Annotated in this window: 14 protein-coding genes and 1 pseudogene; 8 read left to right on the top strand and 7 right to left on the bottom strand. The window is 57.4% G+C overall.

Annotated features, from left to right (window positions below; all coding sequences use genetic code 11):
• Nucleotides 1-7: 7 nt before the first annotated feature.
• The 3 genes from pstB to phoB are packed head-to-tail and all read left to right on the top strand — an operon-like array spanning nucleotide 8 to nucleotide 2,223.
• Nucleotides 8-805 carry a phosphate ABC transporter ATP-binding protein PstB gene (gene pstB / locus ACXAEW_RS15265; protein ID WP_474942133.1) on the top strand — a complete coding sequence of 266 codons (798 nt, stop codon included), beginning with the start codon at nucleotides 8-10 and terminating at the stop codon, nucleotides 803-805.
• A 14-nt stretch (nucleotides 806-819) separates the two neighbouring features.
• Nucleotides 820-1,530 (top strand): phosphate signaling complex protein PhoU, encoded by a 711-nt coding sequence (phoU, locus tag ACXAEW_RS15260; RefSeq protein ID WP_474942132.1) that lies wholly within the window; start codon nucleotides 820-822, stop codon nucleotides 1,528-1,530.
• Nucleotides 1,531-1,533: 3 nt separating this feature from the next.
• Complete coding sequence (gene phoB / locus ACXAEW_RS15255) at nucleotides 1,534-2,223, top strand: phosphate regulon transcriptional regulator PhoB (RefSeq protein ID WP_474942131.1); 690 nt, start codon at nucleotides 1,534-1,536, stop codon at nucleotides 2,221-2,223.
• 28 nt (nucleotides 2,224-2,251) lie between these two features.
• Here phoB and ACXAEW_RS15250 read toward each other — a convergent pair whose 3' ends face one another.
• Nucleotides 2,252-3,166 carry a LysR family transcriptional regulator gene (locus ACXAEW_RS15250; RefSeq protein ID WP_474942130.1) on the bottom strand — a complete coding sequence of 305 codons (915 nt, stop codon included), beginning with the start codon at nucleotides 3,164-3,166 and terminating at the stop codon, nucleotides 2,252-2,254.
• A gap of 100 nt (nucleotides 3,167-3,266) precedes the next feature.
• On the opposite strand from ACXAEW_RS15250, the gene ACXAEW_RS15245 reads away from it, so the two are divergent.
• Nucleotides 3,267-4,490, top strand: a complete 1,224-nt coding sequence (locus ACXAEW_RS15245) for an acyl-CoA dehydrogenase (protein ID WP_474942129.1) — start codon at nucleotides 3,267-3,269, stop codon at nucleotides 4,488-4,490.
• A 694-nt stretch (nucleotides 4,491-5,184) separates the two neighbouring features.
• Here ACXAEW_RS15245 and ACXAEW_RS15240 read toward each other — a convergent pair.
• The 6 genes and pseudogenes from ACXAEW_RS15240 to ACXAEW_RS15215 all read right to left on the bottom strand — a co-directional run.
• A pseudogene (locus ACXAEW_RS15240) lies at nucleotides 5,185-5,463 on the bottom strand (hypothetical protein); the annotation flags it as partial.
• Between the two features lie 225 nt (nucleotides 5,464-5,688).
• Nucleotides 5,689-6,564 carry an aminotransferase class IV gene (locus tag ACXAEW_RS15235; protein WP_474942128.1) on the bottom strand — a complete coding sequence of 292 codons (876 nt, stop codon included), beginning with the start codon at nucleotides 6,562-6,564 and terminating at the stop codon, nucleotides 5,689-5,691.
• Nucleotides 6,561-7,943 (bottom strand): condensation domain-containing protein, encoded by a 1,383-nt coding sequence (locus ACXAEW_RS15230; RefSeq protein ID WP_474942127.1) that lies wholly within the window; start codon nucleotides 7,941-7,943, stop codon nucleotides 6,561-6,563. The genes ACXAEW_RS15235 and ACXAEW_RS15230 overlap by 4 nt, the downstream gene beginning before the upstream one ends.
• On the bottom strand, nucleotides 7,922-9,622 hold the full coding sequence (locus tag ACXAEW_RS15225; protein ID WP_474942126.1) for a class I adenylate-forming enzyme family protein: 1,701 nt from the start codon (nucleotides 9,620-9,622) through the stop codon (nucleotides 7,922-7,924). Before ACXAEW_RS15225 ends, ACXAEW_RS15230 begins: the two co-directional genes overlap by 22 nt.
• A 16-nt stretch (nucleotides 9,623-9,638) precedes the next feature.
• Entirely contained in the window at nucleotides 9,639-10,862 is a 1,224-nt protein-coding gene (locus ACXAEW_RS15220) for a hypothetical protein (RefSeq protein ID WP_474942125.1), read from the bottom strand.
• Complete coding sequence (locus ACXAEW_RS15215) at nucleotides 10,859-12,016, bottom strand: 4-hydroxybenzoate 3-monooxygenase (protein WP_474942124.1); 1,158 nt, start codon at nucleotides 12,014-12,016, stop codon at nucleotides 10,859-10,861. The genes ACXAEW_RS15220 and ACXAEW_RS15215 overlap by 4 nt, the downstream gene beginning before the upstream one ends.
• Before the next feature lie 176 nt (nucleotides 12,017-12,192).
• Between ACXAEW_RS15215 and pabB the strand changes: the two genes are divergently transcribed.
• Genes pabB through ACXAEW_RS15195 form a run of 4 tightly spaced genes read left to right on the top strand, consistent with a single transcriptional unit; the run spans nucleotide 12,193 to nucleotide 21,734 of the window.
• Entirely contained in the window at nucleotides 12,193-14,298 is a 2,106-nt protein-coding gene (gene pabB, locus ACXAEW_RS15210) for an aminodeoxychorismate synthase component I (protein ID WP_474942123.1), read from the top strand.
• Nucleotides 14,299-14,334: 36 nt separating this feature from the next.
• A complete protein-coding gene (locus tag ACXAEW_RS15205; protein ID WP_474942122.1) occupies nucleotides 14,335-15,135 on the top strand; it encodes an outer membrane lipoprotein-sorting protein in 801 nt (266 codons plus the stop codon).
• Nucleotides 15,136-15,154: 19 nt separating this feature from the next.
• A complete protein-coding gene (locus ACXAEW_RS15200) occupies nucleotides 15,155-19,336 on the top strand; it encodes an aminotransferase class III-fold pyridoxal phosphate-dependent enzyme (protein WP_474942121.1) in 4,182 nt (1,393 codons plus the stop codon).
• A gap of 10 nt (nucleotides 19,337-19,346) precedes the next feature.
• On the top strand, nucleotides 19,347-21,734 hold the full coding sequence (locus ACXAEW_RS15195) for an efflux RND transporter permease subunit (protein ID WP_474942120.1): 2,388 nt from the start codon (nucleotides 19,347-19,349) through the stop codon (nucleotides 21,732-21,734).
• Nucleotides 21,735-21,809 lie beyond the last annotated feature (75 nt).

Genomic DNA, 21,809 nt, shown 5'->3' with positions numbered 1-21,809 from the left:
CACTGTTATGAACGATATGCAATTTACGGATAGAGCCGTGGAACAAAAAGAAACCAAGATCGCAGCGCAAGGTGTCAACGTCCATTACGGTGAGGCCCACGCCATCAAGGACGTTAACGTAGAGATCGAGGACAAGACGGTTACGGCCTTTATCGGCCCGTCCGGTTGCGGCAAGTCGACTTTCCTGCGGTGCCTGAACCGGATGAACGATACCATCGACGTGTGCAAAGTCTCCGGCAACATCCTGCTGGATGGCGAAGACATCTATGACAAACGTGTGGATCCGGTTCAGCTGCGTGCCAAGGTTGGTATGGTTTTCCAGAAGCCGAACCCATTCCCCAAGTCGATCTATGACAATGTGGCCTATGGCCCGCGCATTCACGGCCTGTCCAAGAACAAGGCAGAACTGGATGAGATCGTCGAAAGAGCCCTGCGCCGGGGTGCGATCTGGGACGAGGTAAAAGACCGTCTGGATAAACCGGGCACCGGCCTTTCGGGTGGTCAGCAGCAGCGTCTGTGTATTGCACGCGCCGTTGCAACCGAGCCGGAAGTCCTGCTGATGGATGAGCCGTGCTCGGCGCTTGACCCGATTGCAACAGCACAGGTCGAAGAGCTTATCGACGAGCTTCGCGAGCAGTATTCGGTGGTGATCGTCACGCACTCCATGCAACAGGCCGCGCGCGTCAGCCAGAAGACGGCGTTCTTCCATTTGGGAACATTGGTTGAATTTGGTCATACCGGCCAGATCTTCACCAACCCGGAAGACCCGCGCACCGAAGCCTATATTACCGGCCGTATTGGTTAAGGTTAGGATAGTTTATGGACGAACAACACATCACTTCAGCCTTTGATCGTGACCTGGAGGCCATGCAGGCCCAGATCATGAAAATGGGTGGCCTTGTCGAGGCCGCAATCATGGAAGCCGCTGGTGCATTGGAAACCCGCGACGAAGAACTGGCCCAAAAGGTACTTGAGAACGACGCGGCCATTGATGGTCTCGAAGAAATCATCGATTCCGAAGCCGCCCGTGTGATCGCGCTGCGATCACCTACGGCGGTGGACCTGCGACTGATCCTCTCGGTCATGAAGATCGCGTCAAATCTGGAACGTATTGGCGATTATGCCAAGAACATCGCCAAACGGACCGGTGTTTTGGCCCAAAGCGGTCATATCCTTGACAGCGGACCGGCCCTGCGCCGTATGGCCCGCGAAGTAGAGCTGATGCTGAAGGATGCGCTGGATGCGCATGTTCAGCGTGACGCCGAACTGGCACAGGATGTGATCAACCGCGATCTGGATGTGGACCAGATGTACAACGCGATGTTCCGCGAGTTCCTGACATATATGATGGAAAACGCGCATAATATCACGCCCTGCATGCATCTGCATTTCATTGCCAAAAACATCGAGCGCATGGGTGACCATGTGACCGCGATTGCCGAACAGGTGATCTATGTCGTTGCCGGTGAAACCCCTTCCGAAGAACGGGCCAAAGGGGACACCACCTCGACCGTCTCTCAGGAGGGATAAGTCATGTCAGCCGATCAGCCTACCGTTCTGGTCGTCGAAGACGAACTCGCACAACGCGAGGTCCTTGGATACAACCTGGAAGCCGATGGCTTCCGGGTGATCAAGGCGGAAAACGGCGAAGAAGCGCTGTTGGTCGTCGACGAAGATACCCCAGACATTATTGTGTTGGACTGGATGATGCCCAATCTCAGTGGCATTGAAGTCTGTCGCCGCCTGAAGACCCGACCGGACACCCGTTCGATCCCGATCATCATGCTGTCCGCCCGCTCCGAGGAAGTGGACAAGGTTCGCGGCCTGGAAACCGGTGCGGATGACTATGTGGTGAAGCCCTATTCGGTGATCGAACTGATGGCACGTGTCCGCACGCAGCTGCGCCGCGTCCGTCCTGCCACAGTTGGGATGCGCCTGGAGTTCGAGGACATTATCCTCGATTCAGAGACCCACAAGGTCAGCCGCAGCGAAAAGTCTTTGAAACTCGGCCCAACCGAGTTCCGTCTGCTGTCGACCTTTATGGAAAAGCCGGGCCGTGTCTGGAGCCGTGAACAGCTTCTGGACCGCGTTTGGGGGCGTGACATCTATGTGGATACCCGCACCGTGGATGTTCACATTGGCCGTCTGCGCAAGGCTTTGACCCAACATGGCGGCGCTGATCCGGTTCGCACCGTTCGTGGTGCCGGATACGCTCTGGGCTAAGCCTCAAACAAAACAAGTGTCCGCTGCCTTAACGGGGCAGCGGATCTTCTGCCTGCGCCTGTGGCGCCAACCATGTGCGGAACTTGTCAAGCCCGGGATTTCGACGCCCATTTTTGGCCCAGACAAGGAAATAGGCCCCGCCGGTTTCAACCGGACGATCATAAAGCGCCACCAGTTTTCCCGTCGCAAGTTCTTGCTCCACCAGATAATCCGGCATCAGGGCCACGCCCATTCCATGCTGCGCGGCTTGGTTGATGGTTGCAAATTGATCAAAAACAGCGCCATCCAACGGACCCTCCGCCGTAACATCAACTGTCTTGAACCAATCGTTCCACGCAGATGGGCGCGTTTGAATGTGGAGGAGGGGGCAGGACAGCAGATCCGCCGGTTGATCAATCCGGCGTGTCTCCAGAAAGGCCGGCGAACACACAGGCAGCAGATGTTCGTGGCGCAACAGCAATGCCTCTGTATCTGGCCAGTCTGACGCATGCCCATAGTGGATCGCCGCGTCGAAACTTTCGCTGGCAAAGGCAAACGGGCGCAGGCGCGTGGCCATATTGATCGTCACATCCGGATGCAGGCGCGAAAAATCCGGCAAGCGTGGCATCAGCCAACGCATTCCGAACGCAGGCAAAATCGCCAGATGCAGGGTTCCAGCCACCGGCACCTGCTGCACGCGATGGCTCGCTTGGGCAATCACAGTCAAAGCCTGACGAATTTCCGCAGCATATTCAGACGCGTTTTCTGTCATCGTCAGTTGCTTATGGCTCCGATCGACCAAATCAACACCCAACTGCGCCTCCAGGGATTGCAGCTGACGGCTGACTGCGCCCTGTGTCAGGTTAAGATCGGCCGCAGCCCCAGAGGCGCTGCCCAGGCGATCCAGAGCTTCAAGGGCGCGGAGTGCGGAAATGGAAGGGAAATATCTTCTAGGTGCAACCATGTATTACATTTACTCATAGAAATGCGCAAATGTCTCGTTTTTCTTTGCCAATTTTTCGGAATACCAATGGGTCAAACCTGAATTCAACCGGAGCCTTCACATGCTGGACAACAAACCCTCCCTTCGCACCAAAGACGCCCCCGATCTTGGCCGGTTTTCCTGGGATGACCCGTTCCGTCTCGAGGATCAGCTGGGCGAAGATGAGCGGATGGTCGCAAATTCCGCCAGAGCATATGCCCAGGAAAAACTGGCCCCGCGTGTGCTGAACGCGTTTGAAAACGAAGAAACAGATCCCGCGATTTTTGCCGAAATGGGCGAGATGGGCCTTTTGGGCACAACCTTACCCGAAGAATACGGCGGGCTGGGCGCTGGCTATGTCACCTATGGCCTGGTCGCGCGCGAGATCGAGCGGGTGGACTCTGGCTACCGCTCCATGATGTCGGTACAAAGCTCGCTTGTGATCTATCCGATCTACGCCTATGGCAGTGAAGAACAGCGCCAGAAATATCTCCCCAAACTGGCCAGCGGCGAGTGGATTGGCTGTTTTGGCCTGACAGAACCCGATGCCGGATCGGACCCCGCGTCCATGAAGACCCGCGCCGAAAAAATTGACGGCGGCTATCGCCTGACGGGCTCTAAAATGTGGATCTCAAACGCGCCGATCGCGGATGTCTTTGTGGTCTGGGCCAAATCCGACGCACATGGCGGTAAAATCCGGGGCTTTGTCCTGGACAAGGGAACCAAGGGGCTGAGCGCGCCCAAGATCGCTAACAAAGCCTCCCTGCGCGCATCGATCACCGGTGAGATCGTGATGGATAATGTCGAAGTGGGAGAAGACGCGCTTTTGCCACATGTCGAAGGTTTGAAAGGTCCATTTGGCTGTTTGAACCGCGCCCGGTATGGCATTGCCTGGGGCACCATGGGCGCGGCAGAATTCTGTTGGCACGCGGCACGCCAGTATGGGTTGGACCGCACCCAATTTGGCCGACCACTGGCCAACACTCAGATTTTCCAGCTGAAATTGGCCAATATGCAGACTGAAATCGCATTGGGACTGCAAGCCGCGCTGCGGGTTGGTCGGTTGATGGACGAGGCCAATGCCGCACCCGAGATGATCTCGGTCATCAAACGCAACAACTGCGGCAAAGCTCTGGAGATCGCCCGCATGTCCCGCGACATGCATGGCGGGAATGGCATCAGCCTCGAGTTTGGCGTGATCCGCCATATGGTCAATCTGGAAACAGTGAACACCTATGAAGGCACTCACGACGTGCATGCTTTGATTTTGGGACGGTCCCAGACAGGGCTTCAGGCCTTTTACTAAGCATTTCTGCAAAGGCAAAAGCGCAAAATCACCTTTGCGCTTTTGCATTTCTTAACGAGGGACGTGTTCCTGTGGCCAGGCTCGGAGAAAAAACAGGTAAATTTATGCTCTCGCCACTATCAAAGCGCAAAATGACCAATGCATTTTTGCAAATATAGGCAAATCATGCAATTTTGCAAAGAAACCGCGCGTAGTCGCGCGCAGCTTGTGAAAAATTCCAAAAGCAAAACCACGCGGTCCCGACCCGTAAGTCAACGTTTTTAATGTTCCCTCAACTAAGGTTGCCAGCGCCCTACTATAAAACCTGATGAATCTACATTTCAGAGGAAACTCTGCGAGCTTTTGCAAAACGACACAGGGTTTACCGCAACGACTAGCCCCTTTTTACAAAATATACGGCGCAGCGTGAAACGCCGCAGAAGAGCATCCTCGAACACTTCCAAAAGGTTAACCCGCTAGCGGGAATAAAGCCAGGACAGCGGGAAACATGGTTAACGCCATTGCGCAGATACCCCGACGTACACAAGAATTACCGCACGCCTTTTGCAATTTATGCCCATTAAGGTTTCATTTCTCCCAGATTAACGGATATGCGCTGGCCCCAACGCGGCCACAAACGTTTCCTTGGGGGAAGATCCGATTGCGCAGGGTCAATGCCCACTCCAGGACAAAGCGGCGCAGCGGTCGCTTGGGGTCAACCAACTACAACTTGGGTCAGGACTGCGAACCAATAGGTAACGGTTGCAGCGAGGGCGATCGCGGGAAAGAAGATTTTGGGACAGCGATCATAACGTGTCGCAACGCGCCTCCAGCCCTTGGGCCTATCAAAACCATAACCTCAATACGGCTAAGCCAGTTCGTATCGGCGTTTATTTCACCTCATGGTTGGCTTGCGTTGCTTACGACCTGGGATGCAGGAGTATATTCCTTTGGCTATCAACACGTCTCGGAAACAGCTTGCATCAACAAACCTGCATCATAGTCGCGATCATCAAACAGTCAGAAGACGTCGCACAGATGGCCGGTCGGTTTTTAAAACTGCTGGCCGTGGAGTGCCTTAAAAATTCATGCAATCTGAGCCTAAGTAGATTGATCCCTCTAAACACACGTAAAAAAGGTCGTGCAAATCGCGCTCTGGTGGACCTCACGCCTGCGAGCGGGACCGGATCTGACCGAAGGCGCAGATTTGAAGGGCAGCTTATTCGCGGCTGAGTTCGACATCCTCTGCCCATTCAGGAGCAGGCAGGACACAGCCGGTTTCCTGGCAGATATGTGACAGCAATGCCTGCGCAAACAGTTTTCTATAGCGCAGCTTGGCCCCGCCGAAATTGCGGATAGGAACAATCAGACGCAGGCTGTTTGTGGCAAAGACTTCGTCAGCGTCTTGCAATACGTCGAGGGTCACGGAGCCGCCGCATAGGCGCAGTCCCAACGATGGCGCCAGGGCCAGAATACGGGCGCGGCAGATCCCGTCCAACGCACCGTCCGTCACAGGCGGTGTAAACAACAGATCCCCCTTTATCGCAAAAAGGTTCGCCATGGTGGTACATGTAACGTGCCCTTGGGTATTTAGGAACAACGCATCCCCTGCACCGGCGTCACGTGCCTGCCGCAACGCGATAATACCCTCAAGGTAGCAGGCTGATTTATGCCAAGACACCGGGCTGATCTCGTTACGGGGAAACGTGGCAACCGCCAGGTCAACAGGTTGAAACTGGATACCCGATGGCAAGGGCGAAAGCTGGGCAACCACGCGGGCGCGCTGCGTCGGCGTGATCGCCAGCCCGCGCGCGCCGGGCCCGCGACTGACCGAAATACGCAAGACCGATGGATCGGTCGCCTGTCGCGCCAGGTCATAGGCATCTTCGATCTGGCCGGGCGCGCAGTTATATCCGAAATACGCAACCGAACGGGTGAGCCGCTCCAGATGCGCAGCCCCATCGACGATAGACGCCCCACCGCACAGGGCGGTGTCAAAAACACCATCCCCCAAGGTAGCCCCGCGATCACTGGCCTGAAAGACCTCTGCATCCGGGGGGCGCAACGTTCCATCAACCCATAGCAGTGCTGTCATGCAACCTCCGCCCTGACCGGGCTCTGCTCCGAAAACTCAATCGAGCGGGCCAGCGCAGCGCGGAACGCTGGGATCAGCTCATTTTTCATATCGTCACTGCTGATCGCATCTTCATCCCACAAAAAGATCGCGCGCACCGTATCTGGCGTTGTGGTCATCAACAGCATAATTTTCCCCGGAGGAAACAGCTGCGGAAAGCTGAAATAGCGGCGAACAGGAAGGGAGCTGTTGGTCAAAAGCTCCGGTGGTACTGCACCGATATTGGACATGATAAAACGTGTTTTAAGTACGATCTTCAGCAGAAGCTTGGTTGTCAGCACCGTCGGCAGCACGTGCATCATCTTGTGATAGATCTCATAACGGGTCAGCTCGCGCAGGATTTTACCAGCCCGCAACTGTTCAACATGCGCAAAGATCTGCTGACGTTTTTCACGACTCGAGGGGCCGCTTGGCACTTCGATTGCGTAAGGAACCGCGCAAATATCGAAGAACCCATCGAGATTTCGCTCTGAGAACGGGCGTAGCGAGAAATTGTCCATGAATTTTACACGCGGACCAACCCGTTCTCCACGCGCTGCGTTAAAGGCACTAAGGGCTTCTGACCATGCCGCAAGATAAAACGGATGTCGACTGACGCCTTCGGCCCGTGCAAAACTGCGCAGCTGCTGCCACAGCTCAGGACCCAAATCCACAAATTCGACCCGCGCGCGACCACGTTTGGCGATATCGGTGCGGTCTCCGGCAAGCGGCATCGGCGAGGTAAACACTTCGCGCATCAGGTCCGCAGAAGTTGCAACAGCGGCCTTGAAGTGATCCATCAAGCGCCAATTTTTCTGAAACAACTGGGCATTTCGGCGATCGGGAACCTCAACCGGTGTATCATCCGGGCGCAAACCCCGTGCCAGCAAATCATAGGCTCGGAACAATTCGACCGATATCAAGTTCGCCGATTTCCCGCAGGTAAAGATATGTGTGGTGACACTTTGCAGGATCGTCAGGTCGTCGTATTGCGTCACATGCAACCGCCAAGGGGGGCCGGTTTCAACGTCCAGCGGCAGGTCCCAAATATTTTTGCGGACCAGTTGGTCCGGCGCGTCAGCGGGGCAGGCGCCGTTGATCCGCTCAAACTGGATCTGCGGTCGTGCCTCGGGATCGCGAATCCAGCTCCAGCCGTGTTTGCGCCCCAGAGAGGTGACCGCCTGCAACGCGGCGTGGCGGCGGCACACGCATTCGGCCGCCTGCGCCAACAGGTCAAGATCCGGCGCCTGATCCAGTTCGAACCAATCGCATGAGTTCGAGTTATGACCCTGCGGTTCCAACAGCCGTTCCAGATACCCGTAGGTCTGGTTCAGTGTGGTCATACGGTTGCGGTCTGACATGTCTCGGCCTCCTGCTGGCTGCGTGTTTGAGCGATCTGCTCTCCGACGGGGCCCGCACGCAGGCTGTCGCGCAGCGTCCGTTTAAGAACCTTTCCGGTCAAACCACGTGGGATTTCCCCAGGGGCGGCGACAACAATATCACTGACATGTTCTGCCCAACGACAGCTCAGCTTGAGCTGGGACAGCAAGTGGGCGGGATTGGCTACACTGCCTGGTTCCATCTGCACCATCACCACCGCATCGTCGCCTGTTTCACCCGGACGGGCCAACAGAACAGCTTCGGTCACGCCCGGTAGCTTCAGCGCCTCTTCTTCGATGGGAAGGCCGTACACAGGGCCATTTATGGTGTTGACCGTGTCCACATCGCGGTCGATCTGGTAAAACCGTCCAAAGTGGTCGCGATACCCGACGTCACCGCTCCACCACCAGCCTTCGCGGATCACGTCATGCCCGCGGTCATGGTTGTTCCAGTATCCTTTGAACAGCGTTGGTCCTTTGACCATGATGCGTCCGATGGTATGGGCGGGCAGGGGGCGGCCTTCGGCATCGCCGATCTGTACCGCGGGGCTTGCCGGAGTCGGTCGCCCAACCATGCGCGCATATTGGCGGGTGCGCCGCTCGCTGATTTTGACCAGCGCCGCAAAGCCGATTTCAGAGGTGCCGAAGAATTCCATAAAGAGAGAGCTGATCACGGGTTTTCCAAACATCCGCAAGAAAGCCCCTTGGGCCGTCAGCTGTCGAATAAACGTCTCGTGCATGGCGTCGCCGCTGGACATCCACATGCGCACCGAAGACAGATTGTAATGCGCAAGCCCGGCCTCGCACATACGTTGATAGACGTCAGGGAAGGACAGCAATAGACGGGGTTTTAGCCGCTCAATATTCTCTAGCACATGGGCGGCATCGTGGTTGGTGATCACGTGACACTGCACGCCCGCGGCCAAGGAGGTGAGGCAAGCCGCCTGGCTAATGTGGTGATTCATCCAGACCGGACACATCAGCGCGTTGCGGCGGGTAACAAACTGGATCTTCATTTGTCCCTTGGCCGCAGTGATAAAACTGTCCGTGCCATGCAGGACCCCTTTGGGAAGGCCCGTTGTGCCCGAAGTGTGGCAAATCATAACATGCTGATCCAGGCTCATATGGGGCACTTCAAACTCTGGCTGGGCCGCAGGGAGCCAGTCCTCCAACGGTTCCACCCGCGTCTCTGGCAAACGTCCTGTCCCATCGGTGACAAACACCTGCTCCAGAGCATCCAACGGGGCCCCACAGGCAGCCAGACGTTCCAGCCCGGCCTGGTCAGTGATCAGGGTCCGTGCGCCGCAGTGGCGAATGAAACGCAGCATGTTTTCGGCCGGCATTCCGCCATTGACCGGCACAGATATCGCGCCACGGCGCATAACTGAAAAACTCCACAGGAAGTAATCCAGAGAATTCGCCTTCCAGATTGCAACCCGGTCAAATCGCTGTACGCCACTGTTCAGGATGATGTTGCTGAGACGGTTAACGATTGAGCGCAGCCCGGCCCCTGTCAGGCCGCCGCGGTTGATGCCATAGTGTGCAAGACACTCATCCGAGGTAAAGAAGACCTCATCCTCGCGCCCCTCGATGGATTTTTCCAAAAGATTGGCAACCGTTAATTTGGAGTCCAAAATTAGGCTAAGACGTTTTGAAAGCATGGTGCGGTCCTTCTCGTTAGAAGAAAAATCGATATTCGAGGCTGAGGTTTGAGCTTTCGCTGAACACGCCATACAGGGTGTCCTGCGGGCCATCCGCCCAGCTTCCATTGAGGTAAAGCGCGCTGGTGTCAGAGACCCGGTAGCGCGCGCGTAGGGTCAGGTAGGTATCGCCTTCAAACCAGCTCGAGGCGGCAGCCTCTGCGCTCCATCGCGTGTCGTCGCTGGTCCAGGTGTAGGTGAGGCTGGCACCATTTTGCGTGGTGTCAAACTGGCCGTAGATATCGCGTACTGCGTCCGCCAGCGGTGCCGCCGCACCGGTCTGCGGGCTGCGCTTGTTCTGAAGCCTGCGATGAAACAGCTGTGCCCCAAGCGTGCTGTCGCCCTTTAGCTCCCGCTCCACTCCAACGACGGATTGAAGTTCGTCGTCTGGCAAAAAGCCATCACCTATCTCAAACTCACCGGCTGAGTAGCGGAAATATGCGACCTCCCCATAAACCCGCCACGGTCCAAAAACGAGGTCCGCGTCAAGACCCAACATTTCAAGCTCAGGCACCACTCCGCGGACGCTTGTTGTCGTTGGCACCAGCACGGGAAAGGCTGCGCCACCACTGTAATAGCTGAGCCCGATGTCACCAGCCGCCGTCAGATAGGCAAGGCGGCCGCCATATACGGCATCGTCGCTTTCGACGGGATCATCAGGCAAAGAGAGCTCGCCAGTATACAGGCCAGAGGGCAGCACACTGCTGCGTCGCCCGTCATAGGCATAGCCTTCCAAACTGAAACTGTCGGACAGAAAAACCGTCCCCCATACACCATCCAGACCAAAGCGGTTGCCCTCGGTCTCATAGCGTGTCAGGCGAAAGTTTCGCGGCGCGACCACATCTGTGGGGATAAACCCATCCGCCACGCCCTGAACGCGCACCTGTCTGCCAAATCCGATGCTTCCGGCCGCGCCGCTGAATTCGACGAAACCCTCGCGAAGCAGATGGGTTTCATTCAACTCCGGCTCGGATGCCCATGCTTCACCACCCAGCACAATGTTCACGCCGGCTGGACCGATCTGACCGTCATGTGTCAGCCGGTATTCCAACCGCCCGATCCCCTGCAGGCCGCTATTGTCAAAATCCGCGTCCCCGACATTGACGCCCAGCGCGATATGACCCTCCAACTCTGCGGCGAGCACAGGAGAGACGCAGATCGTTGCCAAAACCGCGCAGCCGAGGGTAAAGCGCACCGTCATGCCAGCAGTTCCTTACCAACATAGGATGAACAGAAATCGCGGAGGCGGTCGGAGCTGCAGATCAACTCGTCAAGCTGAGTCAGTTTGACCTCGTTTTCAAACGGGTTGCGATCAGGGGGAGCGTGCAAAAGATCGGTCATCCGCCATGACAAGGCCTGACCAGCCCAGGCCCGTTGTTGTGCCGCATCTGCATAGCGGGCCATTCCGTGGGCATCGGCCCCGGACAATACGGCATCCAGCGCATCCACCAGATGGGCCACGTCCGCAATTGCCATATTCAGCCCTTTGGCAGCGGATGGCGGTACGATATGCGCGGCATCTCCGGCCAGAACGACACGCCCCCGCTGGATCACACCTGCGACATAGCCTTGCATCCGAACAATCACGCGTTCGGTTGTGGGACCGGGCGAAATTTGCGCTTCCGGCCCCATGCGATGGCTGAACTCGGTCCAAAAACGATCATCGCTCCAATCATCGCTGGTGTCGTCCCGCCCACATTGCAAATAAGTCCGCGACACACTGGGCGAGCGCATAGACCAAAGCGCGAACCCATGGGGGTGGTACACGTAAGTCAACTCGTTTGAGATGGGCGCTGTTTCGCTTAGCAGGCCGACCCATGAAAATGGCAATCGCTGGGAAAAGGCCGCGGTGTCGCCATTCAGATAGGCACGGGTGACTCCATGCGCCCCGTCACACCCCACGATATAGTCGCACTCAAGCCGCTGCGTTTCGCCTGCGTGCTGGAAATGGATTGTGGCCGGATCCGAGATCGCCACATCGCTCACCTCATACAGCGGGGAATGACCCGCATCCGTGAGGGTCTCCATCAACTCGCGTGTCAGATCTGACTGCCCGTAAACCGTACAATAGGCCCCACCTGTGAGTTCTTCGAGGTTGATCCGCCGCGTCTCGTTGCGAAAGCGCAGGTTCATGCCACGTTGAGGCAACCCCCGCTCATCAAGCCCTGTACCCAGACCAATCCGGCGCAGATATTCCACGCTGGCGTGATCCAGCTGACCGGCTCTGACACGGGCCGCAACGCGGGCGCGGCTTCGATGTTCAAGGACGGTATTTTCAATTCCCATCCGGTCCAAAAGATAAGACAGCAAAAGCCCCGTAGGCCCGCCGCCGATGATGCCAACAGTCGTTTTCATGCCGGTCCGTGCTCCGTCCGTCATCACAGTTACCGCCCTGCCTAGTGCATCACGCCCCGGTGCTGGAACTGTCAAAGTCCGCAGGTGACAGCGTCCAGAGCCTTGCACTAGCAACCAAGGCAGTACGAGGCGAAATCTCCCCTCGTGAGTGTGGTTGTTCAAAGGAGGCAGCAGTCGTGAAGGTTCTCATCGTTGACAATTTCGATAGCTTTACCAACAATATAGCCGACTTTCTGCGTGGATTACGAAACAACATCACGGTTGATGTGATGCGCAATGACAGCTTTGACCAGCTGGGAAGCGAGCAGTTTAAAAGCTACGATGCCATTGTGATTTCCCCCGGCCCGGGCAATCCTGCCGAGCCTCAGGACCTGGGCATTTCAAAACAGATTCTGGCGGAAGAAACCCGGCCAGTTCTGGGCGTCTGCCTTGGACATCAAGCGATGGTTTTGGCTGCTGGTGGCAGCACACAGCTTGCGCCGGAACCGATGCACGGCCGCATTTCACAGATCGCGCATAATGGGCAGGGGGTCTTTGCCAACCTTCCGGATCCACTTCCAGTGATGCGCTATCATTCGTGGGCGGTCAGCCCTGAAATGCCGGACGGCTTTGTTGTTGATGCTTGGACAGAAGACGGCATTGTTATGGGAGTTCGCGCGCTGGACGCCCCGCGATGGGGGGTGCAATTTCATCCTGAATCCATCGGCACCGACTGTGGCCGCAAGCTTCTGGACAATTTCCTGAGCCTGGTAGAGGCCCATATGCACCCCGCCGCAGTGGCACCACTGCAGACCCCGCGTCAGGAGGCCCGGGCCCTCTATTGGAGGAAAATTGCCCCAGCGTTGGATCCGGCCTCCCTGGTCGAGGTACAGGGGCAGATTGCCGGGCGGCGGCCACTGCTGCTGGACAGCAGCCTCATTCGCGAAGGGCTGTCACGGTTTTCGGTAGTCGAGGTTCCCGATACTGCCGACCGCAGCGTCACCTATTGTGTGCAGTCCGGAACGATAAAGCTGTATGAGGGAACGCAGCTGGTCTCTGCTGAACAGAAGTCCATTTTTGACGTCTTGAACGACACCCAGTCCGAGGTCACCTTTCCCGACGGAGCACCACCTTTCGACTTCCACGGAGGCCTGGTCGGCTGGTTGGGCTATGAGCTGAAATCCGAGCTGATGGGCGTGACATCGTGGAAAAGCCCCACTGCCGATGCGGCGTTTCGCTTTGTGAACCGGTTCTTTGTCATCGACCACGAAAAAGACGCCACCTACGCGGGGGTATGCCTGTCACGGTCGCAGCAAGCGGACGACGTGGACGACATTCTATCGCAGATGCGCAGTATGGCCGCGGTGGCGACCGTCTCTCCTCCCACGCCGGAGCGGACGGCTGCGATCGTGCAGGACACGTTGGACTTTACGCCACGCCACCAGCCGGACACCTATCTGGAACTGATCCGAGAGTGCCAACGCCAGATCCGATTGGGCGAGAGCTACGAGCTTTGCCTTACCAATACAATAACAGGTCAGATGCCGCTGGATGCGTGGGGCTTTTACAAACTTTTGCGCGAACGCAATCCGGCGCCCTATGGTGCGTTCCTGCAAATCGGCGACACTGAAGTAATGGCCTCGTCACCAGAGCGTTTTTTGACCGTTGATGCACAGGGGCAAATGGAGAGCAAACCTATCAAGGGCACCACGCGGCGCGGCGCAACTCCTACCGAGGACAATGCGCTGAGCGAGGCACTCGAAAGCTCCGAAAAAGAACGGGCCGAAAACATCATGATTGTCGATCTGGTCCGGCACGATTTTGCAAATGTATCGATCCCTGGTTCGATCGACGTGTCCAAACTGTGTGGAATTGAGTCCTTCAAGGCAGTGCACCAGATGGTTTCTAGCGTGCGCGGTCGCCTGCGCCCTGGACTGACCGCCGTGGATGCGATCAGCGCAACATTTCCAGGCGGCTCCATGACCGGGGCTCCGAAAAAACGGTCTGTCGAAATTCTCGACCGGCTCGAACAAGGGCCGCGAGGGATCTACTCGGGGGCAATCGGCTGGATTGGATACGGAGGACAGGCAGATCTGTCGATTGTCATCCGGACCGTCGTCAAACAGGGCAACCACGTCACCATTGGCTGTGGCGGTGCGATCACCTACCTGTCGGACCCCCAAGCCGAACACGATGAAATTATCCTGAAATCACAAGCGCTTCTGCGCGCCATTTCCGAATATGTCACCGGCGATCCGGAGCAGTACAAACTGTCCCCGGCCTGCGTCGAAGCCTTCGCCTGATTTTTTTGCGAACTGCCCCTCAACAAGGAGGTTGATATGTCCAAAGTTTCTCTGCCTGTCACGCGACGTTTCCTGATCGGGACTGTCGGCGCGTCAGTTGCAACGGCGCTGTGTACGCCTAATATTCTGCGCGCAGCGACCGATGCGCTTGAGATTGCCCAAGCGATCAATGATATCGAACGCACCGCTGCTTATTCTGCCTTTGCCACGGTGGAACTGATCCGCAAGGGTGCACAGACGCGGACGCGAGGGCTTGAGGTCACAGCAGCGCGCCAAGGAGCCCAAAGTCTCAGCTTGCGGCGGTATGAGTTCACCGACCCAGGAGACATCCGTGGCACCAAGCTGTTGGTCCAGGAAAACACTGGCAAGGACAACAGCCTTTGGCTGATGCTTCCAAGTGTGGGCAAAGTGCGCCGCGTGTCTTCGTCAAACCAGTCAGATGCCTTTGCGGGCACCGACTTTAGCTATGCAAATCTGATGACACTGGATCTGGCCGATTTCGACCATGCCGTGACCGGGCAATCAGGCGGAACAATTACGCTTGAAAGCAGTGCCAAAACATCAAGCTTCGCCCGCAATATCGGATATGCCCGTGCGGTGACCGTAGCGGCCGCCAACAGCATGATCCCCAGCCGGATCGAATACTTTGACAGCAAAGGTCGTCCGGTCAAGACGCAGACCATGGGCGGTGCCAAACGTTCCCCGGATGGGAAATACATCCTGCAGTCGCGCCACATGGTGGTTCACGGCAAAGGCCGTGAGACCAAAATCAACCTCAGCAAACTGGACTTCGCGCCAAAGTTCTCGGGCGGGCATTTCCGTTCGCAAAGCCTCTGACAAGATTGGACTATACCTTATGCCGCTGGAATATTCAGAGGGCGCCAAGCACGGCGACCCGATCAATGCCCGTCTGTCTCGAAAACTGCAGGCCACTGGGCTTTACGCCGATTTTGTAAACGCCAACGACAACATCCTGACCGATGTAAACGGCCGACATGTGCTTGATATGGTGCCCGGTCACGGTGCGTTGCCCCTGGGCCATGGACCGACCTCGGTCACCCAGGCGGTGGCCAACGTGATGAACACTGAAAGCCCCAACCTGATCCAACCTTATTTCACCAACACGGCGCTGGCGCTGGCGCGTCGACTGATGGCACTGGCGCCAATGGTCACCGAACAGGTCAACCTGGCCACCACCGGCGCCGAAGCCGTTGAAATCGCGCTCAACAGCGCACGCCTGAAAACAGATCGTCTGCGTTTTATTGCGGCGATTGGCGGAGCTCATGGCAAATCCATAGGGGCGCTGTCAGTTACGCATACGCGCGAAGACAATGATTTTGCAGAACTGGCCGGAACAATTTTTGTCCCCTTTGGCGATGCGTCCGCGCTGGCCGAGGCCCTGAAAGCCGAAGGCGACAATATCGCCGGCGTGATCCTTGAACCGATGCAGTGCGAGGGTGGCGTCCATATTGCTCCAAAGGGATATTTCGACGAGGTGCGCGCGCTCTGTGACACCTATGGCGCGCTGCTGATCCACGATGAACAGATGTGTGGGCTGGGTCGCACCGGTCATGTCTTTGCAACCGAATGGACCGGTGGCAACCCCGATATCATCATTCTGGGCGAATCTCTGGGTGGTGGTGCAGCGCCGATTTCTGCCTGCCTTTTGGGCCCGCGCGCGGTATCCAAGTCGCTGGAGTTCCAACAACTGTCTTTGTTTGCGGGCAACACCTATGCGGCCACCGCGGCCCACGCATATCTGGATGCCCTGCTTGAGGAAGACGGCGGGCTGCTGCGCCAGGTGCGTCGACGCAGCGCGCGACTGTTAGACATCCACACACGCCTACAGAAACGCTTTCCAGAAATAATCAAGGACGTCCGTGGCTGTGGTTTGATGCATGGGGTCGAAATCTCCCCCTGTTCTGAGGTCGTATCCGGCAGTGAGGGCGGCTTTTTGCAGCTGGCACGTGCCGGTGATCAATACCCGTTTTTGATGATGGGGTACATGTTGTCGGAAGGTGTTCGTGTAAGCCCGGCGGCGAACACAGTGAATGTCCTGCGCGTGCTGCCCAGCCTGACCATTTCCGATGCGGATTGCGACGCCTATGGAGCCGGGTTGGAGGCCTGCCTCGAAGTTCTGGATGCCTCTGACACTGTCCGCGCCACCAAACATGTCACCGGCGCAACCATGGAGGCCCGCGTCGAGACCGCTGTAGAATTCACCGGTGCGGAACCTGTTGGAGAGATCGGCCCGGACGAAGGCAGGTTTGGTTTTTTTGTTCACCAGCTGGAGGTCGATGATCTGCAGAACGTTGATCCGCTATTGCGGCAGGTTACGGAAGAACAACGCCATTTGCTGACGGAAATGCTTGGCCAGTTTGACGAACCGCTGCTTCTAAGCCGGTCACGCATTCGGGGAACAGATGGCTCGTCAGCTGTGGGGGACATCTTCCTGCTCCCACGCAGCGCCCAGCAGTTGCTGGACATGCCCAGAGACGAAGCCGTTGAGATTGTACAGAAAGGCGTAAACGCGGCTGTCCGTCGCGGAGCCAAAATCGTGGGGCTGGGGGGGTATACCTCGGTTGTGACCCGTGGGGGTCAGCTGGTCGACCCATTGGGCGCGGCACTCACTACAGGAAACGGGTTCACCATCGAGGCCGCCCTGATGGCCGTAGATTACGCCTGCACGCTTCTGGGACGTGATCAAAGCCAAAGTACAGCGGCCATAATTGGTGCCGCAGGATCGATCGGGACCGGCCTTGTTCAGATGATCTCTGCACGCGCTCGGCGACTGTATCTGTTCCTCAATCCTGCAACCCCGATGGAAAAATCCGTTCGCCGTCTCAAGCGGTCTGTTACCTCGGCGATTGAAGCGGCTCAAGCCGGTGAGCTTGACGTGATGGAGGGGTCCCTGCTGTCCCGAGCGTTGCCGATGCTTGAGCAGGGTGACACGCCAGCAGAGATCGCAGTGCGGGTTTTGGAGGATCCCAGCTTTTTTGTCCTGTCCACCAGCTGCGCAGATGATCTTTATAACGCGGATGTCGTCTATTCCGCGACCAGTTCAACGGACCGGTTGATCAACCCGGAAGATCTGCGCACAAAATCCATCGTTTGCGATCTCTCGCGTCCCGGCAACATCAGCTTTCGCTGCCGTGAAGAGCGCGATGATGTGCTGTTGATGGACGGCGGTGTCATCGCGTTTCCGGGACGTCCCGAAATGGCGATTGGTATCCCAATGCCACGTGGGATTGCCTATGCCTGTATCGCTGAAACGGTCATGTTGGCGCTACGCAGACACTATCAGGATACGTCGGTGGGAGCCTCCCCATCCCCGCGTGAGATCTCAATGCTGCGCGGCATTGCAGCAGAAACCGGTTTTACGCTGGCCGATCTACGTGCGTTCGACAAACCCATTGGGCGCGTGGATTGGACGGGGCTGATTGACGAGACAATGCGAAGCGGCCCCAGCGAGACTGAAGCCCTGTCACGCACCAGCTTGCCTGCTGACCCGCGCTCGATCCATGGCGACACATTGATCGACTATTACGAGCGCCTTGTCGGAATGCGGGCGCTGGGGACTGAATGCGACGATCCCGCGCTCATTGCAGCCGACGGGACGGTCTATACATGGGCACAGCTCCATCAGGCTGCCGGCAATGTTGCGGGATATCTGCAAGGGCTTGATGTGGTGCAGGGGACACGGGTCCTGTTGGTGGCACGCGGGAACTTTGAGCACATCGCCTGTCTTGCCGGGCTCTGGCGCATTGGCGCATCTGCGGTGATCCTGGATGCGGACCTGCCCAAGGCGATCCTGGCGGAGATGATCCGCAGCACCCGGCCAACCTTGTGCCTGCATGCTCCGGGATCAGGTGCATGTCTTGAGGATCTTTTGCCGATGCATCCGATCCCGTCTGCTGCAGCCCTTTTGACACCTGGCGGACCGGTACCGAACTCGGTCTGTATGGCCGCAGCCTCCGAAGCGTTTGTGATCTTTACGTCTGGCTCTACCGGCGCCCCGAAAGCGGTCTCCCACAGCCTGCGCGATCTGGTCAATATGGCCGAGAACTATGGCCGTGTCATCGCGAACCTCAGCCCGCGGGACAACGTCCTGGTGACATCCAAACTGTGCTATTCCTACGGGATGTCGGTTTCAATGACTGCGCTGTATCACGGAGCGTCATTGCTGTTGGGCACCGGGCAGTTCGACCCCGAAGCGATCATGGACCAGATCGTCAGCCAACATGCCACCGTGATGTTCTCGGTTCCGACGATCTATGGCATCTTGCTGAAACAGCCGGAGCGCGAAGTCACCTCGTTGCGGCTCTGTGTTGCCGCAGGTGAGCCATCGTCTGTTTTTGTGGGCGACGCCTGGGAACGATTGACCGGTGTGGCAATTCAGGACGGTCTTGGCACCACGGAAATCATGTCATTTGCCTGCGCAACCCCGGCTGGGGAACGTGGTGGCAGATCCATTGGCAAGGTCACCCCCGGATTTGAGATTGAACTTCGCAATATGCAGGGCGAAGTCACCCGGATTGGAGAAGCGGGTGTCGCATGGGTGCGCGGCAATACACAGGCCACCAGCTATGTCGGGAACGCCAAAGCCCAAGCCGAAGTATTTGCCGACGGTTGGTATTGCACCAATGACCTGATGCGTATGGATGAAGCTGGATACCTCTATTACCTGTGTCGCGCCTCCGACACGATAAAGGTCGGCGGGGTTTGGATGTCTCCAACTGAAACCGAACAATTCCTGCTGCGCCATCCATTGGTTGCAGAATGCGCGGTGGTGCTTCGCGAACATCCCGAACCTCTGGTACGCCCTTATGCCTTTGTTGTGCCCGCAGCCGGGGTTCCTGCAAACGCGGACACCGAAGAGCGCATTCGCGCCGATCTGGCGGCCTGCCATGCGCGCTCACAGGTCCCACACAAGATTTTCTTTTTGGAAGAGCTGCCCCGCTCGGGCAACGGCAAGGTGCAACGCTTTGCCCTGTCCAGAACGGTTCAGGATTTCCTGAGCCTCGAACATCAGGATTGAGGAGATGAATATGCAACACGCAAAAACAGGGCTGGGCCGCATCATGCGCGGCTTTGCAGCCTGGGTTCTTGGCTACAAATTCATGGCGCTGGCTATTGTCTTTGTAACTGCCGCAGTCATGATGAGCGGTCTGGCGCGTCTGGGGTTTGATACCTCACCAGAGAGCTTCTTTCTGGACGGAGCGCCTGAGATCGGGAACTGGAAAGCCTTTAAGGACAAATACCAATCCGATGAGTTCTCCTTCATCGTCCTGAGACCGGAGGTTGCAAATGTCGAGTTTGTCGACGGTCTCCGGACCCTGGCAAACGAACTTGAGAACGTGGACGGGGTCGAGCGTGTCACATCCTTGCACAATGTGCGCTCCATCACCGGTGAGGACAGTTTCATCGACGTCGGAGACTACCTCAACGAGGATCTGACAGAATCCGAGGTGCTTGCACGCCTCGAAACCGCAGCCCAGCACCCCTATTATCGGGGATTGTTTGTCGATGATACCGGGCAGAAGTTTGGCATTTTGGTTGAAACTGTCAGCAGTTTCTCGGACGCGGATAAAGCCGGATTCACAGCCAGTCTGCGTGACATCCTGAGCCAGCCGCAACACGCCCAGTGGAACGGGGTTGCCATCGGAGCACCGCTTCTGGACCATGATGTGCAAACCATTGTTGGCACCGAAAGCGGCACCTTTGGGGCGATTACATTCGTGCTTGTGATGGCTGGTTTTGCAGTGGTCTTTCGCAGCAGACTGGCGCTTGCGCTGCCCCCTCTCATCTCGATCCTGTCGATTTCCTGTGCCTTGGGCGCGATGGGGCTTTGGGGGGCTGACGCAGGCCTCCTGACACCCATTGTTCCCTCGTTCCTGATCTCTGTCGGGCTGGGCACAGCCGTTTATTTGATGTCTGACTTCACAAGTCGACGCCGCCGCGGAGAAGACACCCGCAGCGCCATCATCGAAGCAATGGGAGACGCCGGCGGCGCCGCGCTTTTGGCCAACCTAACCACAGCCGGAGCCTTGTTTGCCTTTTCCGGATCGAGGGTTTTGCCGGTGCGCGATGTGGGTCTGTCCCTGGGTCTTGGTCTGCTGGCGGCCTGCCTGTTCACACTGATCCTGTTCCCCATCCTCGCCAACCTTTGGGGTGATCGGATCAAACCCGCGCCGGTACGTGACACGGACAATGCCTTGATGACACGCGCTGCCAATTTGGCGCTGTCTGCACCCTGGCTGGCGACCGGTGTATTTGCGGCAGCCGTTTTGTTCGCTCTGGCCGGTGTGGCAAAGTTGAACACCGACTATTACTATCTTGGCACGTTCAAGCGCAGCAGCGTTCTGTACCAAACCTACGAGACCACCAACGCGGCAATCCCTGTCTCCAATTCAATCGAGGTCCTGGTGTCCTTGGGGCAGGTGGACGCGCTCAAGGAACCTGCAGCACTGCGAGCCGTGGACGAGCTTGCCAAACGGGCCCTCGCCTCGGTCGAGCAGGGCGTGCCCGTCAAGGCCTATACCCTGGCGGATGTGGTCAAGGAGCTGAACGAGCAGAACCTCGGCAGCTATGCAATTCCTGATGACCGCGCGACCATTGCCCAGCTCATCCTATTGTTCGAAAGCTCGGGCAGCGATGAACTGACCCGTGTGAGCAACCCTGATTTCGAAGAGGCACGCCTGACGTTCCTGGTGCCGTCGCGCCCCTACAGTGCCTTCATCCCCATGGTTCAGCTGATCGAGGAACAGGCGCCCAAGCTTTTGGCAGAGGCCGGTTTCCCTGAGGCCAAGGTGATTGTCACCGGTGTTGTTCCCCTTTGGATGCAAATCTCGACGTTCCTCACGGAGACGCAGATCTCTTCGTTTTTGATGGCGTCGGTTTTTGTGACGCTTGTCATGATCCTGATCGCGCGCTCCGTTGTTGTGGGCTTGGCCATGGCGGGGATCAACATCGGCTGTGTGGCCATTGTGCTTGGGGCAATGGGACATCTGGGCATCTTGCTTGACCCGTTCACCATCCTGATTGGCGCAATTGCATTGGGGATCCTGGATGACGACACCATACACTTTGCCCGCAGCTATCTGGACCGCCGCAAAGAGGGGACCGGCCTGGACGATGCCATTCACCAAACGTTCCAGAGCTCCGGCAAAGCCATGGGCATCCAGACCCTGGTCCTGATTGTTGCGTTCATCGTCTACACCACAGGAACGGTACAAAGCCTGGCTCTCTTTGGGTGGGTCACAACCCTGACCATCTTGCTTGGATTGGTGGTCGAATACACGGTTACGCCGGCGCTTTTGATCTTGCTCACCCGGGGGCGCAAATTGCGCACCGCAAATGCCCCCATGCCAGCTGCCAACCCCGCACAATACCGGTCGCAGCCCGATCTTCCAGATGCGGTCTCTGTGCAGAGCTAAGCCTCGCTCCGGGCCCAACACCCGCTGTGCGGCGGGGGCCCGGTCTTTCACCAGAAGAACTCCACGAATGATGAA

The sequence above is a fragment of the Epibacterium sp. ABZ3_068 genome, assembly GCF_056159265.1.
This window is presented reverse-complemented; position numbering and strand designations above follow the sequence as displayed.